Annotated in this window: 17 protein-coding genes and 1 tRNA gene; 8 read left to right on the forward strand and 10 right to left on the reverse strand. The window is 54.5% G+C overall.

Annotated features, from left to right (window positions below; genetic code table 11):
* Nucleotides 1-9: 9 nt before the first annotated feature.
* From ACXLHR_RS09950 to ACXLHR_RS09960, 3 genes are all read right to left on the reverse strand, one after another.
* Nucleotides 10-534, reverse strand: a complete 525-nt coding sequence (locus tag ACXLHR_RS09950; RefSeq protein WP_458791293.1) for a lipocalin family protein — start codon at nucleotides 532-534, stop codon at nucleotides 10-12.
* A 17-nt stretch (nucleotides 535-551) separates the two neighbouring features.
* Nucleotides 552-1466 carry a beta-keto acid cleavage family enzyme gene (locus ACXLHR_RS09955; protein ID WP_458791294.1) on the reverse strand — a complete coding sequence of 305 codons (915 nt, stop codon included), beginning with the start codon at nucleotides 1464-1466 and terminating at the stop codon, nucleotides 552-554.
* Nucleotides 1467-1532: 66 nt separating this feature from the next.
* Entirely contained in the window at nucleotides 1533-2576 is a 1044-nt protein-coding gene (locus tag ACXLHR_RS09960) for an aldo/keto reductase (protein WP_458791295.1), read from the reverse strand.
* 118 nt (nucleotides 2577-2694) lie between these two features.
* On the opposite strand from ACXLHR_RS09960, the gene ACXLHR_RS09965 reads away from it, so the two are divergent.
* Nucleotides 2695-3921, forward strand: a complete 1227-nt coding sequence (locus ACXLHR_RS09965) for an MFS transporter (RefSeq protein ID WP_458792522.1) — start codon at nucleotides 2695-2697, stop codon at nucleotides 3919-3921.
* Here ACXLHR_RS09965 and ACXLHR_RS09970 read toward each other — a convergent pair.
* The gene (locus tag ACXLHR_RS09970) at nucleotides 3918-4379 is read right to left on the reverse strand and encodes a hypothetical protein (RefSeq protein WP_458791296.1); all 462 of its coding nucleotides are present in this window, start codon (nucleotides 4377-4379) and stop codon (nucleotides 3918-3920) included. The genes ACXLHR_RS09965 and ACXLHR_RS09970 overlap by 4 nt on opposite strands.
* Nucleotides 4380-4521: 142 nt before the next feature.
* On the opposite strand from ACXLHR_RS09970, the gene metG reads away from it, so the two are divergent.
* Together metG and ACXLHR_RS09980 are read left to right on the forward strand one after the other, a co-directional pair.
* On the forward strand, nucleotides 4522-6234 hold the full coding sequence (gene metG, locus ACXLHR_RS09975; RefSeq protein ID WP_458791297.1) for a methionine--tRNA ligase: 1713 nt from the start codon (nucleotides 4522-4524) through the stop codon (nucleotides 6232-6234).
* An 83-nt stretch (nucleotides 6235-6317) separates the two neighbouring features.
* Nucleotides 6318-7115, forward strand: a complete 798-nt coding sequence (locus tag ACXLHR_RS09980; RefSeq protein WP_458791298.1) for a lytic murein transglycosylase — start codon at nucleotides 6318-6320, stop codon at nucleotides 7113-7115.
* Nucleotides 7116-7138: 23 nt separating this feature from the next.
* On the opposite strand, the gene ACXLHR_RS09985 is transcribed toward ACXLHR_RS09980, so the two are convergent.
* From ACXLHR_RS09985 to ACXLHR_RS09995, 3 genes are all read right to left on the reverse strand, one after another.
* Entirely contained in the window at nucleotides 7139-8134 is a 996-nt protein-coding gene (locus ACXLHR_RS09985; protein WP_458791299.1) for an LLM class flavin-dependent oxidoreductase, read from the reverse strand.
* A gap of 90 nt (nucleotides 8135-8224) precedes the next feature.
* Nucleotides 8225-8310 (reverse strand) — tRNA-Leu (locus tag ACXLHR_RS09990).
* A gap of 45 nt (nucleotides 8311-8355) precedes the next feature.
* Nucleotides 8356-8847 carry an Lrp/AsnC family transcriptional regulator gene (locus ACXLHR_RS09995; RefSeq protein ID WP_458791300.1) on the reverse strand — a complete coding sequence of 164 codons (492 nt, stop codon included), beginning with the start codon at nucleotides 8845-8847 and terminating at the stop codon, nucleotides 8356-8358.
* Between the two features lie 108 nt (nucleotides 8848-8955).
* Between ACXLHR_RS09995 and putA the strand changes: the two genes are divergently transcribed.
* Nucleotides 8956-12405, forward strand: coding sequence for a bifunctional proline dehydrogenase/L-glutamate gamma-semialdehyde dehydrogenase PutA (putA, locus tag ACXLHR_RS10000; RefSeq protein ID WP_458791301.1), 3450 nt, complete (start codon nucleotides 8956-8958; stop codon nucleotides 12403-12405).
* Between the two features lie 63 nt (nucleotides 12406-12468).
* A complete protein-coding gene (locus ACXLHR_RS10005) occupies nucleotides 12469-13206 on the forward strand; it encodes a rhomboid family intramembrane serine protease (RefSeq protein ID WP_458791302.1) in 738 nt (245 codons plus the stop codon).
* Here ACXLHR_RS10005 and ACXLHR_RS10010 read toward each other — a convergent pair.
* Nucleotides 13190-13990 carry an inositol monophosphatase family protein gene (locus ACXLHR_RS10010; RefSeq protein ID WP_458791303.1) on the reverse strand — a complete coding sequence of 267 codons (801 nt, stop codon included), beginning with the start codon at nucleotides 13988-13990 and terminating at the stop codon, nucleotides 13190-13192. The two genes, ACXLHR_RS10005 and ACXLHR_RS10010, sit on opposite strands and share 17 nt — an antisense overlap.
* Before the next feature lie 66 nt (nucleotides 13991-14056).
* Between ACXLHR_RS10010 and ACXLHR_RS10015 the strand changes: the two genes are divergently transcribed.
* On the forward strand, nucleotides 14057-16111 hold the full coding sequence (locus ACXLHR_RS10015) for a putative bifunctional diguanylate cyclase/phosphodiesterase (RefSeq protein ID WP_458791304.1): 2055 nt from the start codon (nucleotides 14057-14059) through the stop codon (nucleotides 16109-16111).
* Here ACXLHR_RS10015 and ACXLHR_RS10020 read toward each other — a convergent pair.
* Nucleotides 16108-17013 (reverse strand): LysR family transcriptional regulator, encoded by a 906-nt coding sequence (locus ACXLHR_RS10020; protein ID WP_458791305.1) that lies wholly within the window; start codon nucleotides 17011-17013, stop codon nucleotides 16108-16110. The genes ACXLHR_RS10015 and ACXLHR_RS10020 overlap by 4 nt on opposite strands.
* Before the next feature lie 95 nt (nucleotides 17014-17108).
* Between ACXLHR_RS10020 and metF the strand changes: the two genes are divergently transcribed.
* Nucleotides 17109-17975, forward strand: coding sequence for a methylenetetrahydrofolate reductase [NAD(P)H] (gene metF / locus ACXLHR_RS10025; protein ID WP_458791306.1), 867 nt, complete (start codon nucleotides 17109-17111; stop codon nucleotides 17973-17975).
* On the opposite strand, the gene ACXLHR_RS10030 is transcribed toward metF, so the two are convergent.
* Nucleotides 17972-18991 carry a DUF2235 domain-containing protein gene (locus ACXLHR_RS10030; protein WP_458791307.1) on the reverse strand — a complete coding sequence of 340 codons (1020 nt, stop codon included), beginning with the start codon at nucleotides 18989-18991 and terminating at the stop codon, nucleotides 17972-17974. The genes metF and ACXLHR_RS10030 overlap by 4 nt on opposite strands.
* 182 nt (nucleotides 18992-19173) lie before the next feature.
* Here ACXLHR_RS10030 and ACXLHR_RS10035 point away from each other — a divergent pair, with 182 nt between their 5' ends.
* The gene (locus ACXLHR_RS10035) at nucleotides 19174-22272 is read left to right on the forward strand and encodes a valine--tRNA ligase (RefSeq protein ID WP_458791308.1); all 3099 of its coding nucleotides are present in this window, start codon (nucleotides 19174-19176) and stop codon (nucleotides 22270-22272) included.
* Nucleotides 22273-22366: the final 94 nt, after the last annotated feature.

Below are 22366 nucleotides of genomic sequence, written 5' to 3' on the forward strand. Positions count from 1 at the left end.
CGCGTCGCGTCATTGTGGCACCTGCATCAATCTGGACAGATCATAGCCGTTAAAGTCGAGAACCTCACGCGCTGCGTTCAATCTATCTTGTGGAATTTGCGGATCGCGGTTCAAGATCCAGCCGGATTTTCCGTTTGGTGCGCCCACAACGGCGGTGCGGTAACCTTCGTCAACCCAAAGCACCCAGTAATCCGCCGCCCCAAATGGCACGGATGGAAAACTGACTTTCAGGCGGCCAGGCCCGACAATTTCGGCCGTGCCCGTGATTTGCGATTTCACTGATCCGTCGGGGTTTCGGCAGGTGTTGATCACCGAGATATTGCCGTCATTTTGCATGCCGTATGTTGCCGTGACCTTTACGCAGCCACGCTCGAATGGCACGGGATAACGGGCAACCTCATACCACGTCCCTAAGTAGCGTGCCGGTTCAAAGACGGCTTTGGAGGCGATTGGCACCGATGTATCGCGGTATACGTCAAGCCAGCCGCCGACCTGATCGCCCGATTGTGAAGCAGTGCAAGCAGCGAGAGCCATGAATGCGAGGATTGATCTCATTTTGCGACCGGTGCGCGTTTGGTCAGGCCCAGTTTTGCGCGCACTTCGGCGGCCGTGATGATCCGCGCGCCAAGGTTTTCAACGATATTTGCGGCTTTTTCGACCAGCTGTGCATTGGTCGCAAAAACGCCGCGCTCTAGCATCAGGTTATCCTCTAAACCAACCCGCACGTTACCACCTGCAAGCACTGACGCCGCGACCATTGGCATTTGCGAACGCCCCAATCCGAACGCGCTGAAGGTCCAGTCATCAGGAACATTGTTGACCATCGCCATAAACGTATTGAGGTCGTCAGGTGCGCCCCACGGCACCCCCATGCACAGCTGCACCAATGCGCCTTTTTCGAGAACGCCGTCTTTTACCAGTTGCTTTGCATACCAAAGGTGGCCTGTGTCAAAGGCTTCTATCTCGGGCTTCACGCCAAGTTTCGTCATCATTGCGCCCATCGCGGTCAGCATACCGGGCGTGTTGGTCATGACATAATCGGCTTCCGCGAAATTCATTGTTCCGCAGTCCAGCGTACAAATTTCGGGTAGACATTCGGCGATGTGAGCCACGCGTTCGGTAGCACCGACCATATCGGTGCCTGCGATGGTCGGGAATGGCGTTTCTACACCGCCGAACACGATATCGCCGCCCATTCCCGCCGTTAGGTTCAGGACCACATCAATCTCAGACGCACGGATACGGTCAGTCAATTCGCGGTAAAGTGTGATATCGCGAGATGGAGCACCGGTTTCGGGGTCGCGCACATGGCAATGCACGATCGCAGCGCCCGCTTTGGCAGCATCAATTGCGCTTTCAGCGATTTGTTTCGGGGAGCGTGGCACATATGGGCTACGATCTTGGGTACTGCCCGATCCGGTTACGGCTGCGGTGATGAAAACCTCGCGGTTCATTTCTAATGGCATATCGTCCCCCAATGCGTTTAGGGGACGTTGTGCGATTTAGTGGCCAAGCGCAAGACGCGTGGCAGGTTAATACGGCATCGGGTTGGCGCGATGGGTCACGTCGATATCTGCCAGAACATCGTCAGAAAGCTGTAAGTCACGCGCTTTGAGAAGATGCGCAAGCTGATCCGTCGTGGTCGCGCCAAAAATTGCGCTGACGGGGAAAGGCCGCGTGCTTTGCCAAGCGAGCGCCATATGGGCGGGATCGAGCCCGTGTTTGGCCGCCACGTCCAGATATGCTTGCGTCACGGGCAAGGTGCGCGGCGTCATGCGCCCGCCCAAATCAGGCCCAATTGAGCGGCGGCTCCCTGCGGGGATGACATCGTTTTGGTATTTACCCGTTAGCAACCCGCAGGCCAGTGGCGAGAAAGAGAGCAATGTGATGTCCTCATTCGCCGCCATTTCCGCCATGTCGGTGTCGTATAAACGGCAAAGCAACGAGTATTCGTTTTGCACCGTGGCCATCCGTGGCAGGTTATTTTCCTCGGCTAGTCGCGTCCATTGCGTCATGCCCCACGCGCTTTCGTTTGACATGCCGATGGCGCGGATTTTGCCTGCATTTACGGCCTTATCCAATGCACCCAGCACGTCCATCATGTGATCCATCGTTTGCTGGCGGTTCTGGCCGGAGGGGTCAAAGGTCCAGTTTTGGCGGAACATATAAGAGCCGCGCATGGGCCAGTGCATTTGGTAAAGGTCGATGACATCGGTCTGAAGGCGCGTCAGCGATGCCTCAATGCCTTCGGTGATCGCCGCACCGTCATAGCCGCCCCCGTCACGCACCCAACCCGGATTATCGCCCGATACTTTGGTGGCGATGACAAGCTCGTCGCGCCGTCCGTTTGCAGCCAGCCATGCGCCAATTACCCGTTCGGAATTGCCCACTGTTTCTTTGGTAATCGGGTTGACCGGATACATTTCAGCGGTATCCAGAAAGTTGATACCGGCATCCAGCGCCATATCGATCTGGCGATGCGCGTCAGCTTGCGGCGTTTGGTTGCTGTAGGTCATCGTGCCCAGGCACCAATCGGAAACCTCAATATCGGTGCGCCCGAGGGTGATCTTTTTCATGTATTTTGCTTTCTCAAATCTGTTGGCTGCAACCTAGTCTGCAAAAACCTGAGTGCAAGGCGTGGCATCAGATGCATTTGGTATTGCAACAGCTCTCAAGCACACGCAGGGTCAGCATATGCGGATGATGATCACATTTAGTGCGCTTTTTATGTCGGTTGCTTTGTTGCAATTATCGTCCGGTGGCGTCGGGCCGCTGGATGCACTTACGGGGTTGGCGTTCGGGTTCAGCTCTAGCGAAGTCGGCTTTTTGGGCTCTGCGCATTTTTTCGGATTTTTCATCGGCTGCTGGTGGGCCCCGCGCCTGATGGGCAGTGTCGGTCATAGCCGTGCTTACGCGTCGTTTACTGCTATGGGAGCCATTGGGCTTGCGGCACATGTGTTGGTCACCGACCCGTTATATTGGGCAATTTTCCGCATCGCATCAGGAATTTGCGTGGCGGGCTGCTACACTGTGATCGAGGCATGGCTGCAAGATAAAGTCACCAACGAGACCCGTGGGCGGGCCATGGGCAGCTACAGGGTCGTGGACATGAGCGCGTCATTTGTCGCCCAGTTCATGATTGGTGCGCTAGCCGATATGCCGACCTATATTGCGTATAACCTGCTGACGATTCTGTGCTGTGCAGCTTTATTCCCGCTGACACTGACCAAAGCAGAACAGCCTGTCACACCGACGACGACACGCTTGCGTCCGATGGTTGCATGGCGTGCCTCGCCTTTGGCCGTTGCGGGTGTGCTGGTCGCGGCACAATCGAGTGCCGCGTTTCGTATGGTCGGGCCGATCTATGGGCAAGAGGTTGGGTTAGCGGCTAGTCAAATCGGGTATTTTCTGGCGGCATTTGTTGCGGGCGGTGCGGTGGCACAATACCCTGTGGGCTGGATCGCCGATAAATACGACCGTCGCTGGGTTCTGATCGGGTTGTCGGTAGCCGCCATTGTTGCCTGTATGATCACCGTCGCCTCGGCGGGGATGGGCACCTTTGCAGTTTTGGCCGCAGCTAGCCTGTTCGGGCTTACGACCTTTCCTGTGTATTCGGTTGCGACTGCACATGCGCATGATTTTGTGACATCCGACGACCGCGTCGAGCTTTCGGCCGCTTTGATGTTTTTCTATGCGGTGGGCGCGATTGCAGCGCCCTATAGCGCGTCGTCCCTCATTACTTGGTTCGGTCCAACAGCGTTGTTCACCTTTATTTCGGTGGGGCATTTTCTGTTGGTCATTTTCGGTCTGGGCCGGATGCGCGTGCGCAGAACTCCGGCCAACCGGACGCGGTATATCTACGCGCCGCGCACTAGTTTCGTCGTGGGGCGGCTGCTAGGTCGCAGCCGCGACAAACATTAAAATGTATAGATCGCCGCAAGCCGTGTGGTTGTGACATTTGTGCCGTAATCATCCATCATATCGCGCATGATTTCACCGCGTATATCAAGCGCGCCTGTGATCGGCATTTGTGCCCCAACCCCGAAGTTATACCCCGTGAAGGTATCTGCGCCAGCGTCGTAGTAGGTTCCGCCCAGTGACGCGAGTGCGGTGACGGAGCCAAAGTCGTAGGACCCGATCAAGCGCAGACGTGCGGTATCGTAATCGCCGCCAAATGTCGCTGCTGCCCCGTATTCGGCCTCGCCTGCGATGGCCATTGTGCCCAAACTGTAGCTGCCACCGACCAGCAAAGACGCTGCAGTTTGCGCGTCGCCAGAATGCGGCAGCCCGTAGTCAAGTGCGACACCTGCATAGATGTCTTGGGCGGATGCAGATGTTCCTGCGCAGACCAATGCCGCTAACAAAGTCGTGAATTTCATGATGTGCCTCGTTTTTTTTGCTCGATTTATGCCTCATGTTACCTACGGTCGTCACGTTTTTCTAGTCTGTCTGCGCGCGCGCATCTGGCAACCAGCGGAAACCCCCGCTAGAACGGTTTAACTTTTGTAAAGGAAGCAACAAATGGCCCGTCACCTGATTACCTCCGCAATTCCCTATATCAATGGGATCAAGCACCTCGGGAACCTTGTCGGGAGCCAGCTTCCTGCTGATCTTTACGCACGCTACATGCGGGCACGTGGTCATGAGGTTTTGTTTCTCTGTGCGACTGACGAGCATGGCACACCTGCGGAGCTTGCGGCGGCAAAGGCAGGCAAACCTGTTGATGAGTATTGTGCCGAGATGCATGATGTTCAGGCGAAAATTGCAGATGGTTTCAAGCTGTCGTTTGATCACTTTGGGCGATCGTCCAGCCCGCAGAACCATGCGCTGACCCAAAGTTTTGCAGGGCGTTTGAACGATATGGGCCTGATCCGCGAAGTTGTAGAAGAACAGGTTTATTCCAACGCTGATGGGCGTTTCTTGCCTGACCGTTATATCGAGGGCACCTGCCCTAACTGCGGGTTCGAGAGCGCGCGCGGCGACCAGTGTGACAATTGCACCAAACAACTGGATCCGACTGATTTAATTGATGCGCGATCGACTATTTCAGGTTCGACTGATTTGGAAGTCCGCGAGACCAAGCATCTCTATCTGCGCCAGACAGCGGTAAAGGATCAAATTGCAGCTTGGATTGACAGTAAAGTTGATTGGCCGATCCTGACCACATCTATTGCTAAAAAATGGCTGACTGACGGCGACGGATTGCAAGACCGCGGTATCACGCGCGACCTGCATTGGGGTATCCCTGTGAAAAACGGCACCAAGAACTGGCCCGGCATGGAAGGCAAGGTTTTCTATGTCTGGTTCGATGCGCCGATTGAATATATCGCTTGCGCGCAAGAGTGGGTTGATGCGGGGAAAGGCACCGATTGGGAACGCTGGTGGCGCACCGACAAAGGTGCAGCCGATGTGACTTACACCCAGTTCATGGGAAAAGATAACGTGCCATTCCACACACTTAGCTTTCCAGCGACAATCATGGGCATGCAGGAAGACTGGAAACTGGTCGATTACATCAAGTCATTCAACTACCTCAATTATGACGGTGGCCAGTTCAGCACATCACGCGGGCGTGGTGTATTCATGGATCAAGCGTTAGCGATATTGCCGTCCGATTACTGGCGCTGGTGGCTGCTATCGCACGCCCCTGAATCGCAAGATGCGGAGTTCACGTGGGAGAATTTCCAAACTGACGTGAACAAAGACTTAGCTGATGTGCTAGGTAACTTTGTCAGCCGCATCACAAAATTCTGCCGCTCGAAATTCTCGGAAGCTGTTCCGGAGGGTCCGGCCTACGGTCCTGCTGAACAGACATTAATCGCGGATCTGACCGTAAAATTGGCCGAATACGAAACCCATATGGATACGATGGAAGTCCGCAAATCTGCCGCGGACTTGCGCGCGATTTGGGCGCTGGGCAACGAGTATTTGCAATCGGTGGCCCCGTGGACCGTGTTTAAGACGGACCCTGATCAGGCCGCGATGCAAGTGCGTATGGGTCTAAACCTGTGCCGCCTTTATGGGGTGATATCTGCGCCGTTTATCCCTGATGCCAGCGCCGAGATCCTGACCGCCATGAATGCAACCGATGCGCAGTGGCCCGACGACATCGCCACCACTGTCAGCCAATTACAAATCGGTCATGCTTTCCAAGTGCCTGAAATCACTTTCAGAAAAATAACTGACGATGAACGGTCGGACTGGGCCGCGCGATTTGCGGGGACCCGCGACTAACGGCACACGGATCTGTTATTGGATATCAACGGCCTTGTGCTAAGGTGATGAAGAAAATTAGACCCTTAGATCGAGTGAGCCGAATGAAAAATCTAGTCGTCGCCGCAACCCTGTCCATCCTCGCCGTATCGGGGGCTGCAAATGCGGCCACCTGCGGCAATGACGCCAATGGCTTTAACACGTGGAAACAGCAATTTGCGGGTGAAGCTGCCGCAGCGGGCGTTGGCCAACGGGGTTTACAAGCGCTTGCCGGCACGTCTTATGCAACCCGCACAATCAGCGCGGACCGCAACCAACGGTCGTTCCGCTATAGCCTTGAAGAGTTTATGCGAATTCGCGGCGCCGACACCATTGTGGCACAAGGCAAACGCAAGATTGCAGGAAACCCTACGTTTTACGCTTCGCTAGAAATGGCTTACGGGGTGCCTGCCTCGGTGATTGTGGCAATCCATGGGATGGAAACCGGCTTTGGCACCTTCATGGGCGACGCAAACGTAGTCTCGGCGATTTCGACCCTTGCCTATGATTGCCGCCGCTCGGATTTCTTTAGCCCACATGCCATGGCCGCGTTAAAACTGGTGGATAACGGCAGCCTTTCTGCAAATACCGTGGGTGCGATGCACGGCGAGATCGGCCACACACAATTCCTGCCCGGCAACGTGTTGCAATACGGCGTGGACGGTGATGGCAACGGCGTGGTCGACCTGACAAACCTGACCGACAGCCTGGCCTCGACAGCCAATTTCTTACGTCAAAAAGGCTGGGCAGCGGGCGCAGGCTATCAAGAGGGCCAGCAGAATTTTGCAGTCATCCAAGAATGGAATGCAGCGGGCGTTTATCAAAAAGCCATTGCCATTATGGCAGGCCGTATCGCGGGATAACCTGCTTGCGCCAAGCTGTGTGATCAGGCTTGGCGCAGCGCGCCCAGAACCCCAGCCGCAATATCAAACGAGCGCAAGCGCGCCGCGTGATCATGCACCATGCCAGTGACTATCAACTCGTCAGGCTGATACTTTGCGATCAAGCTTTCAAACTGGTCGTAGACCATATCGGCGGTCCCCGTTGCAGAGCATGAGAGCGCATGTTGGACCTGCGTCAATACCGCAGGCGGAATTTGTGATGCAACGTCGTGCACAGGATGTGGCAATTTCCCCGGCTTTCCGGTGCGCAGGTTGGCAAAGGCAAGGTACTGCGACGACCGCAAGTAATTTGCCTCGTCCGTAGTTTCTGCAGCGCAGACGCCAGCAGCCATCATGACATAAGGCTTCGGGAGGGCCGTAGACGGTTGAAACGACGAGCGGTAGACAGATATCGCTTGCTCCAACATGTCAGGCGCAAAATGCGATGCAAACGCGTAAGGCAACCCGAGATAGGCCGCGAGTTGCGCGCCATAAAGACTGGACCCAAGAATCCAGACGGGAACCTTGGTCCCTTCACCCGGAATAGCGCGCACGGCAGTGCTGTCTGGTACATCGTTAAAATAACCTATCAGCTCCTGAACGTCATTTGGAAAACTGTCCTCTGGTGCCAAGTGCCGCCGCAATGCACGGGCCGTCGGCATATCCGTGCCAGGTGCGCGCCCTACCCCAAGGTCAATCCGGTCAGGATAAAGTGTCGCCAGCGTTCCGAACTGTTCTGCCACAACCAAGGGCGCGTGGTTAGGCAGCATGATTCCACCAGACCCGACGCGCATGGTTTTGGTTGCATTTGCCACATGCCCGATCACTACGGCAGTCGCCGCACTTGCGATACCTGGCATATTGTGGTGTTCGGCCAGCCAAAGCCGGTGATACCCTGCTTGCTCTGCCGCGATGGCGAGGTCAGTGGTATTGCGCAGCGCGTCAGCCGCCGTCTGTCCTTCTGGTACTGGTGATAAATCGAGGAGCGAGAATTTTTTCATGATAGTATCCTTTGACCAGACCTATGCATTCGGCCGCCAAAATCCAAGGCATTCACTAGACTGAATCGTATCTCGAGTTTTTTCTGAATGTGGTGCCCGCGGCCGGACTCGAACCGGCACGACCGTAAGGTCAAGAGATTTTAAGTCTCCGATGTCTACCATTCCACCACGCGGGCACGGCTACTTCCTAAGCGGGGCAGCGAAACTGTGCAAGACGTCTTTTATCCGCGCGTCGCAGGTGCAACAGGGGAAAGTCCCTCTTCTTTCACCGCTTGCATGGCAACATACGTTGATGTGCTGGCCACATGTGGCAGCGTCGATATTTTCTCGGCCAAAACCGCGCGATACCCGATCATGCCAGCAGTCCGGACCTTGAGCAAATAATCAAATGCTCCGGCGATCAAATGGCACTGCTCGACCTCGGGTATTTTCATGACGCCTGTGTTGAATGCAGCCAGTGCCGCCTCGCGTGTGTCTGACAGTTTGACTTCTACGAATGCCACATGATCACGATCAAGACGGATAGGGTCGTATAGCGCACGGTATCCGCGAATAACGCCGCGATCTTCTAGACGTTTCAGGCGCGCTTGTGTCGGAGACTTTGATAATCCGATGCGCCGCGCAAGCTCTGTGACGCTTACCCGCCCGTCAACGGCAAGAACGTCAAGAATCTTGCGGTCGAAACTATCTATCGAAGAAGTGTGTTCAGACATTGAATTTCTCATTCTTTAGTCCAGGTCGTTGTCAAATTGACCAATAGCGGTCGAAACGACTTCTCGCAACGGTATATCGTAGTCTTTGATATATCAAAGGGAACAGCCATGTCACTTGGTACTGCCACTAACTTGCGTGCGCAAATTGATGCGACCATGTATGCCGATGAAACGGATGCGATTGCCCAATTGCGCCAAACCGCCGCCCTGTCCGATTCTGACCGCGCGCGAATATGTGCCAAGGGCGCCGATTTAGTTCGCCAAATTCGCGGCAGTGCCGATCCGGGCATCATGGAAGTTTTCCTCGCTGAATACGGGCTTTCAACTGATGAGGGTATTGCGCTGATGTGTCTGGCCGAAGCCCTGCTACGCGTGCCCGATGCCGAAACCATCGACGCGCTGATCGAGGATAAAATCGCACCGTCTGACTGGGGCAAACACCTTGGGCAATCTGCCTCCTCACTCGTAAACGCGTCCACTTGGGCCTTGATGCTGACAGGACGTGTGCTTGACGACGAAAAGCCTGGGATCACACGGCATCTGCGCGGCGCGGTAAAACGCTTGGGCGAACCTTTGATCCGGACCGCTGTTGGACGTGCTATGCGCGAAATGGGCCGCCAATTTGTGCTGGGCGAGAATATCGATAAGGCGATGAAACGCGCCGATGGTATGCGTGCGCAGGGATTTACCTATTCTTATGACATGCTTGGTGAAGCGGCTCGCACAGAGGCAGATGCCCGTAACTACCACCTGTCGTATAGCCGTGCGATCTCAACCATTGCGGAGTATTGCACCTACGATACCGTCGCAGAAAACCCTGGCATCTCGGTCAAACTCTCGGCGCTGCACCCGCGCTATGAAGTGGCGCAGCAGGACCGCGTCATGGAAGAACTGGTGCCCCGCGTGCGAGCGCTCGCCATGCTTGCCAAATCCGCAGGCATGGGGTTCAACATCGACGCCGAAGAGGCCGACCGCCTATCGCTATCCCTTGATGTGATCGATGCAGTCCTGACAGAGCCTGCCCTGCGCGGCTGGGACGGTTTTGGCATCGTTGTACAAGCCTACGGGCAACGTGCAGCATTGGTGATTGATAGTCTGCATGACATGGCTACGCGGCTTGATCGCAAGATCATGATCCGACTAGTGAAAGGTGCCTACTGGGATGCAGAGATCAAACGCGCCCAAGTCATGGGCATCGACGGTTTCCCTGTTTTCACCCACAAAGTGCATACCGACATCAGCTATATCAGCAATGCCCGCAAGCTATTGGGACTGACGGACCGCATCTATCCACAATTCGCCACGCATAACGCACATACTGTGGCCGCCGTGCTGGACATGGCGAATCAAATGGGCCGCACCGCAGTGGATTATGAATTCCAACGTTTGCACGGCATGGGCGAAGCGCTCCATAAAATTGTTCTTAAGGCCGAAGGAACCCGCTGCCGCATTTACGCGCCTGTTGGGGCGCATGAAGATTTGCTTGCCTACCTTGTGCGCCGATTGTTAGAGAATGGCGCGAATTCCAGTTTTGTGAACCAGATTGTAGATGAAAGTGTGACACCAGAAGAGGTCGCCTCTGACCCGTTTACAGCCGAACTAGGTTCATTTCCTCTTTCCACGGGGCCTGATCTGTTTCAACCGGAACGGGTCAATTCAAATGGCTTTGATCTGACGCATGTCCCGACAATACGACAGATTGATATGGCGCGGGACAAGTTCCAGAACACCGCGTTCACGGCGGCGCCAATCACTGTTAACGTAGGCAAAAACGACAAAGCCATAGCAGTGGCCAATCCCGCGAAACCGGCTGACATCGTGGGTCACGTCCATCCTGCGACACCTGCGCAGATTGGCGCGGCAATTGATGCAGCGTCTCCTTGGGCAGCCGACTGTGAGACACGGGCCGCGGCCCTGAATGCAGCAGCTGATGCCTATGAGGCCAACGCAGGCGAATTATTCGCAATTTTGACCCGCGAAGCTGGCAAAGGCCTGCCAGATGCGGTGGCCGAATTGCGCGAGGCAGTTGATTTCTTGCGCTATTACGCCGCCCAAGCCCGAGATGACACACCGCCGCGCGGCATCTGGACCTGCATCAGCCCGTGGAATTTCCCGCTGGCGATTTTTTCTGGCCAGATCGCGGCAGCCCTTGCCACAGGCAATGCTGTGCTGGCAAAACCCGCCGAACAGACACCGATCATTGCGCACCGTGCGGTTGCAATGCTCCATGCCGCAGGGGTGCCACAATCCGCCTTGCAACTGTTGCCAGGTGCCGGAGACGTCGGGGCGGCGCTAACCTCTGATCCGCGCATTGGCGGCGTGGCCTTTACAGGCTCCACCGCCACCGCGTTGAAAATCCGTCAAACCATGGCTGCAAACTGCGCACCCGGCACGCCGTTGATCGCGGAAACGGGCGGGCTGAACGCGATGATTGTCGATAGCACCGCCCTGCCAGAGCATGCCGTGCGTGACATTCTAAACGGCGCGTTCCGCTCTGCCGGACAACGCTGCTCGGCGCTGCGATGTCTATACGTGCAAGAGGATATCGCGGATGACCTGTTGAAAATGCTGAAAGGAGCTATGAACGAATTATATGTTGGCGATCCTTGGCACCTGTCGACGGATGTGGGGCCGGTGATCGACGTTGCCGCCCAAAAGACCATCGCAGATCATGTTGCATCCGCCGAGGGCGAGGGCCGCTTGCTTCACACGCTGCAAGCCCCGACACATGGCACATTCATCGCACCCGCCATTATTCGCGTAGACGGGATCGCAGACATGACCCGCGAAATTTTCGGGCCTATATTGCATGTGGCAACTTTCAAATCTCATCAACTGGACGAAGTCATCAACGACATCAACGCCACAGGTTACGGGTTAACCTTTGGGTTACATACGCGCATTGATGACCGCGTGCAGACGATTGTCGAAAAGGTCGAAGCTGGCAATATTTATGTCAACCGCGACCAAATTGGCGCGATTGTGGGATCGCAACCCTTTGGTGGCGAAGGGCTTTCCGGTACGGGGCCCAAGGCAGGTGGACCGCACTATCTTGCGCGCTTTACCGCGTCGCCTGTGCAAATTACGAATGGTAACTGGCCCATCGACGCTGACCCCCAAGCTTTGACTAAATTGTTTTCAAAGCCTTTAACCCACCACTCGAATACACCGCGCGATCTGCCCGGTCCGACGGGCGAAAGCAACCGCCACAGCACCCGTCCTCGTGGCCCTATCTTGTGCATGGGACCAAGCGAGGAAACAGCGAACGCACAGGTCGCGGCCGTACAAGCCTTGGGTGGTATTGCGATAAGTGCAGCCGGCACAGTTGCACCCGACACGTTGCGCACATTGCCCAATCTTGCTGGCGCTGTTTGGTGGGGAGATGCAGACACTGGCCGCGCGCTGGAAACCGCCCTGTCAAAGCGCACAGGGCCAATCACCGCATTAATCACCGGCCAGCCCGACGCGGCCCATGTGCTACACGAACGACACGTCTGCGTCGACACCACAGCGGCAGGTGGAAACGCGGCGCTATTGGCCGAAGTTGGCAGTGGATAAAGCACAAGGCCGGCTGCAACAGCCCGCCTTGACGCCGCCATTGCAATCACAGAACCTGCGCACATGATACCAATTCGCGACCACAACCCATCCACCCGCCTGCCTTATGTGACGCTTGCGTTGATCACGTTGAACGTGACGGTATACCTTTATGGTTTAACGGTGCTGACCACCGACATGGCCATGTCTCAGTTCTATTATGACTACGCGATGATCCCCGCACGCGTGTCGAATGGCGAGAATTACACGTCACTCGTCACATCCCTATTCTTACATGCCGGCTTCCTGCATCTCGCAGGTAACATGTTGTTTTTATGGATCTTCGGTGACAATGTCGAAGATAAGATGGGGCACGTCCCTTTCTTGATCTTTTACCTTATTTGTGGTGTCGGGGCCGATCTGGCACAATTTTCGGTCGACGCTTATTCACCTATTGCGATCGTTGGCGCATCAGGTGCAATCGCGGGGATCATGGGGGGCTACCTGCTGTTATTCCCCAAGGCGAAGGTTGATATCTTTATCTTTCTTGTCGTGTTTATGCGCATCGTGCCAGTCCCTGCATGGATCGTGCTGGCAGTATGGTTTGGCATGCAGGTTTTCAACGGGCTAGGCTCGGACGTTACCGCAGGCGGTGTCGCTTATTGGGCGCACGCGGGCGGCTTTGTCATCGGACTATTCATAATGGTGCCGCTATGGGTCAGGCTTGGCGCATCGAGATGGTGGAAAGTTACAGATTTTCATCCGCCCCATCCGGACGCACGTTACCCAACCACTATTCCTGTCGTCAGGCGGCGGCGCTAGGTTTGCGGATAATTTTGGCAAATGATTCAAAAATAGGCGCATTCGAACAGATCACTTCGCCGTCCGCAAGTATGTCACCGCCCGCTTTCAGCGGCTCGACAATGCCGCCGGCTTCGCGCACGATAATCAGCCCAGCCGCCATATCCCAGATATGCAACTTGCGTTCCCAGAAGCCTTCGTAACGGCCAGCTGCCACATAGGCGAGATCGAGGGAGGCAGCCCCGAAACGGCGTACACCGGCGCAAGACGGCATAATACGCGCCAAATCTTGCAGTGTTTCTGGCAAGTCGGCACGACCCGCAAACGGAATTCCTGTCGCAAAAATACTTTCGATCATCCGGTGACGACCAGACACGCGCATACGGCTTTCGTTTAACCACGCACCGCCGCCCTTTTCGGCCCAGAACATTTCGTCCTTCACGGGGTCATAAATAACCCCCGCAACAATCTGTCCTTTGTGCTCTAACGCAATCGAAACAGCCCAATGCGGCAGGCCGTGCAGGAAATTTGTGGTTCCATCAAGCGGATCCACAATCCAGCGACGGGTCGGGTCATCGCCCTCGACCTCTTTGCCTTCTTCACCCAAAAAACCGTAAGTCGGGCGGGCATATAGCAAGTCTTCTTTGATCGTGGCCTCGGCCTGCTTGTCAGCGCGGCTTACAAAGTCACCGGGGCCTTTGGTCGACACCTGAAGATTCTCGACTTCGGTAAAGTCCTTGAGCAACGCGCGCCCCGCCTTACGGGCCACCTTCATCATCACGTTAAGATTTGCGCTGCCAGCCATCTGGGTCTCCGGAATGTCTTGATTAGAGGGGGCGTATAGGCCCAAGCGGCACTGCAAACAAGAGGGATGCGCGGCAAAGTACATGGAAAATGTCAAATCTTAACCTGCTGTTTTCTGTTTGTGCGCAATAATCACGGTATTAAGTCCGCATTTGGAAAACATATGGCCCCGCAACAGCTCATAAAATTTATGCATCAAACACGCATTGCAATGCATGTTTCGGAGCGTGATTTTCTAAAACGCATGCTGGCAACCGGTTTCATGGTTGGCGTCACGTTTTTTATGGGCGAAATACAAAGGGGCGTTTTGATCGGTGCAACAATTACTTTTTTCGAAATCCTGCACCATATCTTGCTGAGCAGAGTTCCCGCCGGCAAAAAGAACAAAAACGTATTACTCGCGTTTTTGTATTGGATTAACTGCCTGCTGTCTGGATTTCCTTATCTTGCGTTTGCAGTGCTTTTATCCAATCATAATGGCATCGCGTTTGTGTTGGGCGGCTATATTTGGCTGTTCGCAAGTTACGTTCAAATTTCCAATACATTTGGCCTACTATCCTACTATAATTGGAGCCTTATTGCGCCCGGTTTCGTGACTGCATTCTTAATGTTCCAAAACTCCGCGAACCAAGAAATAACACCTAGCTCAGCTTCTGACTGGCTGCTCGTTTCGGCGATGATGGTTGCCTATATTGTCAATACGGTTGAGACGATGCTTAAACATACCGACACTGAAAAGGCATTGTCGCGGGCGCGTGAAGACGCCGATTCACGCCTTATCGAGCTGGAGTATTTAACCCGCCACGACAAACTGACAGGTTTGAAAAACCGTCATGCCTTTGATGAAGAGCTGACAGCAATGCTGGCAGAGCAGACACGATCAAATAGCGTGACAGTGTTTTTGATCGATCTTGATGATTTTAAACCAATCAACGACAGTTATAGCCACTTGGCGGGAGATACGGTGCTGGTCGCCGTTGCAGAAAATCTTATACGTGTTGCCGGGAAAGGTGCAATTGTATCGCGCCTTGGTGGCGACGAATTTGCAGTTGCAGTGCCTCATATCACTTCTGACCAAGTGGCGATTCGGCTAGGAAACTACATTTTGCGCGCCTTAGAGGCGCCTATTTTTTACGATCAGAAAATGTTGCGCGTGGGCGCGAGCCTTGGAATTGCGCGGTCCGGGCATAAAATGTTCACGCCAGGTGAACTATGTGCGGGGGCGGATCAGGCGATGTATCGGGCAAAATCTGATCCGGAAGCGTCCGTTGTGCTTTACTGCAGAGATGACTTTGCGCCGCGCCTGACACTTGAAGACAGAAATACACTTTCGCAGGCTATACAAAAAAACCAGATTATACCCTACTATCAACCCAAGGTTTCACCGAAATTCGGTAAAATCGTCGGTTTCGAGGCATTAGCACGTTGGAACCATCCAGACCGTGGCATTATCGGGCCAAAAGATTTTCTACCAATGATCGCCGAATTTGGCCTGCACGGCGATCTTTTGGGACATATGGCCCAACAAGTCCTAGCCGATATGGATCAGATCCTGAAAGCCGGCCTAGACTGCGGACAAATCTCGATAAATGTACCAGAGGTTACGCTGGCGACACTTTCGGGGCGATTAGAACTAGCATCCCAAATCGACGCTTACCCGCACTTGCGAAAACACTTAACCTTTGAAATTACAGAAGATGTTTTTATCGCCCGCGCAGGAGATATGATCCAACGCTCGATCACGTTTTTCCGCGAATCCGGAATTCGTGTGTCTTTAGACGATTTCGGCACCGGCTTTGCGTCCTTTCAACATCTGCGCGTGTTAGAATTCGATGAACTGAAACTCGACACCAGCTTTGTGCAGGGGTTAGGTGTTGATCCCGCAGCTGGAGTTCTCGTCGACAGCTTCCTTTCAATCGGCAAAGGCTTGGGCGTTCAGGTCGTCGCAGAGGGTGTTGAATCGCCCGAGCAGTTGTCACTTTTACAAAAAATGGGCTGCGAAGTGGTGCAGGGTCATCTCTTTGGCGCGGCGATGCCATTACACGAGGCTATCGCGCTTTTGAAAAATGGCCGGGTCTGTCCAATAGGCTGTAACGCACGACGCGATGTGAACGCTGCTTAGGCGCGCTGCATTCGCACAGCTTCCTGTCGGGCCAGCCGCAGCAAATGCGCGACAAAAGGCCGGTGTGTATCCTCTGACCGCGTAGCGGCAAATAGTCTGCGCGTCATACCTGCCTTTGTCAGTGGCTTGGTCACATAGTCAGCGTTGTATTTAACCTGACGAACCACCCAATCGGGCAGAACTGCAACGCCACGATTTGAGGCAACCAGCAATAATATAACTGCCGTTAACTCCACCTGTCGCACCGCCAGTGGTTCAACTTTTGCGGGTGTCAAAAGTTGCGAAAACACATCCAGACGAGCGCGGTCAACCGGGTAGGTGATCAATGTTTGGTCCCGAAAATCCACCGCTTCTATCACGTCTCTTTCTGCCAAAGGGTTTTGCACGGACGCAACAAAAACCGGCTCATAGTCGAAAATTGGCGTGAAATCGGTTTCATCCAAACTTTCCGGATCAGAGGATATCACCAGATCAACCTCTTCGCGCCGTAACGCCGGCAATGCGTCAAACGCAAGTCCGGGTCGGATATCCACATCCACTTCCGGCCAGGCTTTTCGAAATTGCTCCAAAACGGGCAACAACCATTCAAAACATGCGTGGCATTCGATCGCGATATGCATACGGCCCGATTGCCCCGAGACCAGTCCGGCAAACTCCGCTTCAAGCGCATCGACTTGTGGCAAAATACTGTCTGCTGCTGCCAAGAGTTTAAATCCTGCAGGCGATAACCGCAGCGGTTTGGTGCGTCGCGCGAATAACGCAACACCTACCTGATCCTCTATCCCCTTAATTTGATGGCTTAATGCTGACTGCGTCATGTTCAGTTGATCAGCGGCCCGCGCCAATCCACCGGTTTCGTGGATCGCCTTAATCGTGCGTAGATGTCTGAATTCAATCCGCATTATGAATTCCCTGCATAACTATTCTGAATTTAATGAATTTGTTTCACAATTCCAGACGTGAAACAAGAAAGAAACCCTGAAACGAGGATTTCGATATGACCCGCCCTGCACTGTCCTTTGAATTTTTCCCGCCAAAAGACCTCGCTGGTTCATTTCGGCTTTGGGATGCTGTGACAGGTCTGGCAACACTCAACCCCAGTTTTGTTTCAGTGACATATGGCGCAGGCGGTACAACCCGCAAACTGACCCATGAAGCTGTTGAAGCGCTTCATAACCAAACAGGTTTAAGGGTCGCAGGTCACTTGACTTGCGTCGATGCAACCCGCGCTGACACCTTGCAAATCGCCGACAATTACGCCGCCGCTGGCGTTCGCGATATCGTGGCTTTACGCGGTGATGCCCCAAAAGGCAGCGATGGCTTTGCGCCAAAATCCGACGGCTTCCAGAACTCGATCGAGTTGATTGAGGCGCTTGCCGCAAAAGAGATATTTAACATTCACGTCGGCGCATACCCTGAAAAGCATCCGGAGGCTGCAAGCCAAGCTGCTGATATCGCTTATCTAAAACGCAAATTTGATGCTGGTGCAACTGGTGCTATCACTCAATTCTTCTTTGACGCAGACACATTTTTCCGCTTTCGCGATAATTGCGCGGCTGCAGGTATTACGGCGCCGATCATTCCAGGGATCTTGCCGGTCGAAAACTGGGCGGGAATCCAACGGTTTGCCAAACAATGCGGCACATATATTCCGCAGGTCATCGCAGACGGCTTCAACAACGCGCTGCGCGATGGCACTGAAAAGCTTCTTGCGACAGCAGTGGCGTCCGAGCTGTGCGATAATCTGCTGCAAGGTGGCGTCGATCATTTGCATTTCTATACTCTGAACCGCGCAGAATTGTCGCGTGATGTGTGCCACGCGCTTGGCTTTACACCTTCAGCGAAGCTGCAAAACGTCGCTTAATCTGGCTTGGCTGTCATATGAACGCTTTCGTTCGGGCAACTTAGAATAATGCGTCGGCGGCGGGACAAGAATAACTTGCCCCACGCCTTCCATGACCCAACCGAAGGCGCTGTCGCATCCTGCGGAAAGCGCGCTCGCCAGTCGTCGGGCAAAGACAATCCGCAGCCTTCGAGGTGTTCCAGCATCCAGACCAGCGGGATATTCGCCAAGGGCCGCGCCGCAGGAAGCGCACCGACCTGCCCGCCAACGTCACCGTGGCACCCGCGAAACCAAACCTGCTCGATATGCCCGGTCCATTCCGGCGGACACTCCCACATCACGGGAGCATATGCCTCGCGGGTTTCGTTTAACGCCAAGGCGTGAAACCCGTTGCGAACATGATTACCCAATCTATGATTGTGATAGGAGTGCTGCGCTTGCGCCCAGCGCCAGACCACAGGCAGACGCAAACCCAACGCCTTGACCGTATCCCAAACGGCAACAGCTTCTACCTCAACATAGGGGTGGCAATAAATTTCGCGAAACCGTTTGGCAGCGTCAGATGTCGCGCCCGTTTTATAATGGCGGTAGGCTTGTGTTATGTTGCGCACCGACGCCTGATGCGACGTAACCAATCCAACCATATCGATCACCCCCGCTAACGACCGCACGGCATAGGCCCCCCGCGAGTACCCGATTAAGATAATCTTATCGCCCTCACGATAACGCGATGCCAAAACACCGTACGCCCGCTCGATCTGCCGGTTGATCCCCTTGCCGGTCATCACACCCCAAGTACCCGACCAGTCACGCCACTGGATTCCTGCCTCGTAATAAACCGTCAAATTTGCCTTACGGCCCACCTCTTGCAGTAAACGAAACGTCATGCCGGCATTTGTTTCAGCACCGGCATCAAGTGACGACATTGTCCCATCAAGAATCACAACATGCGTGGCAATGCCGCGTTTGCGGTGCGCGCCTTCTTCGGATCGGGCGGCGCGCCCGAAAAGCCCAAAAATCCAATCACGTAGTTGCAAGGTAATCCTATCAAAACGAACCGTCTGGCCAGCATAGGGGCAATATCGTTACCAAACCCCCTACCCTCGTGCATTAACCCTAAACCGCCACGCACGACTGTCTAGTCTGCATTGGCACATTGGCCTTTTCCCTCGCGTCCGCATTGGGTAAACCTCATGTAAATCTATGAGGATGGCAAAACATGGCGATGGACAAAACATTTGATGCGGCAACAGCAGAGCCGCGAATCTACGCGAAATGGGAAGCAGCGGGCGCATTTAAAGCGGGCGCGAACGCCAAACATGACGCAAAAACGTTCACCATCATGCTGCCGCCGCCCAATGTCACCGGTTTTTTACATGTCGGTCACGCCTTTAATCACACGCTGATGGATATCTTGATGCGCTGGAAACGGATGCAGGGGTTTGACACCCTTTGGCAACCTGGTCTTGATCATGCAGGCATTGCCACCCAGCTGGTTGTTGAAAAACAACTCGCCGAGCTAGGCGAAAAGCGCACGGATTATTCCCGCGAAGAGTTCATCGCGAAAATCTGGGAATGGAAAGCCATCTCTGGCGGCACCATCCAAGAACAAGACAAACGCATCGGCGCAGGCATGGATTGGGACCGCTCTGCCTTTACGATGGACGACAATTTTCATGACGCCGTGATCAAAGTGTTCGTCGATATGTATAAAAAAGGTTACATCTATCGCGGCAAACGTCTCGTGAACTGGGACCCGCATTTTGAGACCGCGATTTCTGATCTTGAAGTCGAGAATATCGAAACCGATGGTCACATGTGGCACTTCAAATATCCGCTCGCGGGTGGGGCCAAATACGAATACGTCGAAAAAGACGAGGACGGAAACGTCACCCTGAGTGAGATGCGCGACTACATTGCCATCGCCACAACCCGTCCTGAAACCATGCTTGGTGACGGTGCAGTTGCCGTGCACCCCACAGACGAGCGCTACGCCTCCATCGTCGGCCAACTTTGTGAAATTCCCGTTGGACCTAAGGCGCAGCGCCGTCTGATACCGATTATCACCGATGAGTACCCCGACAAGACATTCGGATCTGGGGCGGTTAAAATCACCGGTGCGCATGATTTCAACGATTATCAGGTCGCGAAACGTTCGGGCATCCCGATGTATAACCTCATGGACACAAAGGCCGCGATGCGCGCCGATGGGCGACCCTACGAGGATGAAGCCGCCACGGCCCAAGCCATCGCAAACGGCGACATGAAGTTCGACGAGGCGATGATCGCGAGCATGAACATGGTCCCCGAAGAGTACCGTGGCATGGACCGTTTTGAAGCTCGCAAGGCCGTGATCGACGCTATCACCGCCGAAGGCCTCGCCGTCATGCATGACGTGACCCGCACAGAAAAAGACGAAGACGGCAACAAGGTCGAGATCACCGAGACCGTACCATACGTAGAATCCAAAAAGATCATGCAGCCCTTTGGTGACCGCTCTAAGGTCGTCATTGAACCGATGCTGACCGACCAATGGTACGTCGACACCGCCCAAATCGTGGAACCCGCGCTCGACGCCGTCCGCTCTGGCCGCACCAAAATCATGCCTGAATCAGGCGAAAAAGTATACTTCCACTGGCTAGAGAACATCGAACCATGGTGCATCTCGCGTCAGCTTTGGTGGGGTCATCAGATTCCGGTTTGGTATGGTCTTGATCTTGGCGTGCCTGACGAACACAACCCGTCTGGCGATCTGGATGAAGTCGAACTGCTTGGCTTGCTTTTAAGCGATGGCATGTTGCACCGCGATGACATTATGCACTGCGGTCCTGATTTCGAAAGCATCAAGTCAGATTTTACGTTTGATAACGCAGATATCCCAAGTCCGCTGAGCCACGCAGCGATTGTCGAGGTTGAAAGCCGCGCCGAGGCCGTCCATCGCTTCACAGCAAGTCTTGCACAATACAACGTCACCCAAGACCCGACTGTGCTCGAGTTCCCCGTGTGGCGTGACCCCGACGTGCTGGACACATGGTTCTCCTCCGGTCTCTGGCCATTCGGAACGCTCGGCTGGCCTAACGATACGCCTGAACTGGCAAAATACTTCCCTGGTGATGTGCTGATCACGGGCCAGGACATTCTGTTCTTCTGGGTCGCCCGCATGATGATGATGAGCCGCGCCGTCAAGAACGAGGACCCATTCCACACCGTTTATCTGCACCAATTGATGCGGGATGCTGCGGGCGAGAAAATGTCCAAAACCCGTGGCAACGTCATCGACCCGCTGGTCATGGTCGACGCATACGGCGCTGATGCGCTGCGCTTCACCATGGGACAAATGGCGGCCCTTGGTGGCGTGCTCAAAATTTCCGAGGACCGAATCAAAGGCTACCGCAATTTCGGCACCAAACTCTGGAACGCGTTTAGCTTTGCTGAACACTACGAGATACCGAACTCAGGTGTTCATGCCCAACCAAAGCCCTCGCAAACACTCAATAAATGGATCATTGGCGAGACCGCGAAAACCCGTGAAGTCGTCGACGCAGCATTAGAGACATACCGCTTCAATGACGCCGCCAACGCACTTTATGCCTTCACTTGGGGAAAAGTATGCGACTGGTATCTGGAGTTTTCCAAGCCAATCCTGCAAGGTACCGATGTCGCGGCAAAGGCCGAGACAGAGGCCACGTTGCGCTGGGTGCTTGACCAAGCCCTAATCATGTTGCATCCAATCATGCCCTTCATCACGGAAGAATTGTGGGGCCTTGCTGAAACTCGCGAAACACTTCTCGTCACGGCAGATTGGCCGACCTACACAGCCGCTGATCTAGTCGATGCAGAGGCTGACCGCGAAATGAACTGGGTCATTAACCTGATTGATTCTGTGCGTTCTGCGCGCGCCCAATCCCACGTCCCCGCAGGCGCAAAAGTGCCGCTTGTTGTCATGGGTTTGGATGCGAAAGGCGGGTCCGCGTGGAACAACAATAGCGCCCTGATCCAACGGATAGCACGAATCGAAACCCTTGATCATGTCGACGTATTCCCGAAAGGCTGCGTCACAATCCCAATGGAGGGTGGCACTTTTGGGCTTCCCCTCGCAGGGCTGATCGACGTTCCAGCGGAAATCGCACGGCTAGAAAAATCTGTCACAAAGCTGGGCAAAGAGTTGGGTGGGCTACGCGGCCGCCTCAACAATCCCAAATTTGTGGAATCGGCCCCAGAGGACGTCATCATAGAAGCGCGCGAAAACCTCGCACTTCGCGAAGAGGAAGACGCCCAGTTGAAAGCCGCAATCGCTCGTCTTGCTGAACTCGGTTAACATATCTGGCGGCACTTCGGTGCCGCCTTATCCACCCATTTTCGATCCCCGCATCATAAACGAATTTCCACAGCGCCCCAGTCCTAAGCAACTG

The sequence above is a fragment of the Yoonia sp. MH D7 genome (genome assembly GCF_054439475.1).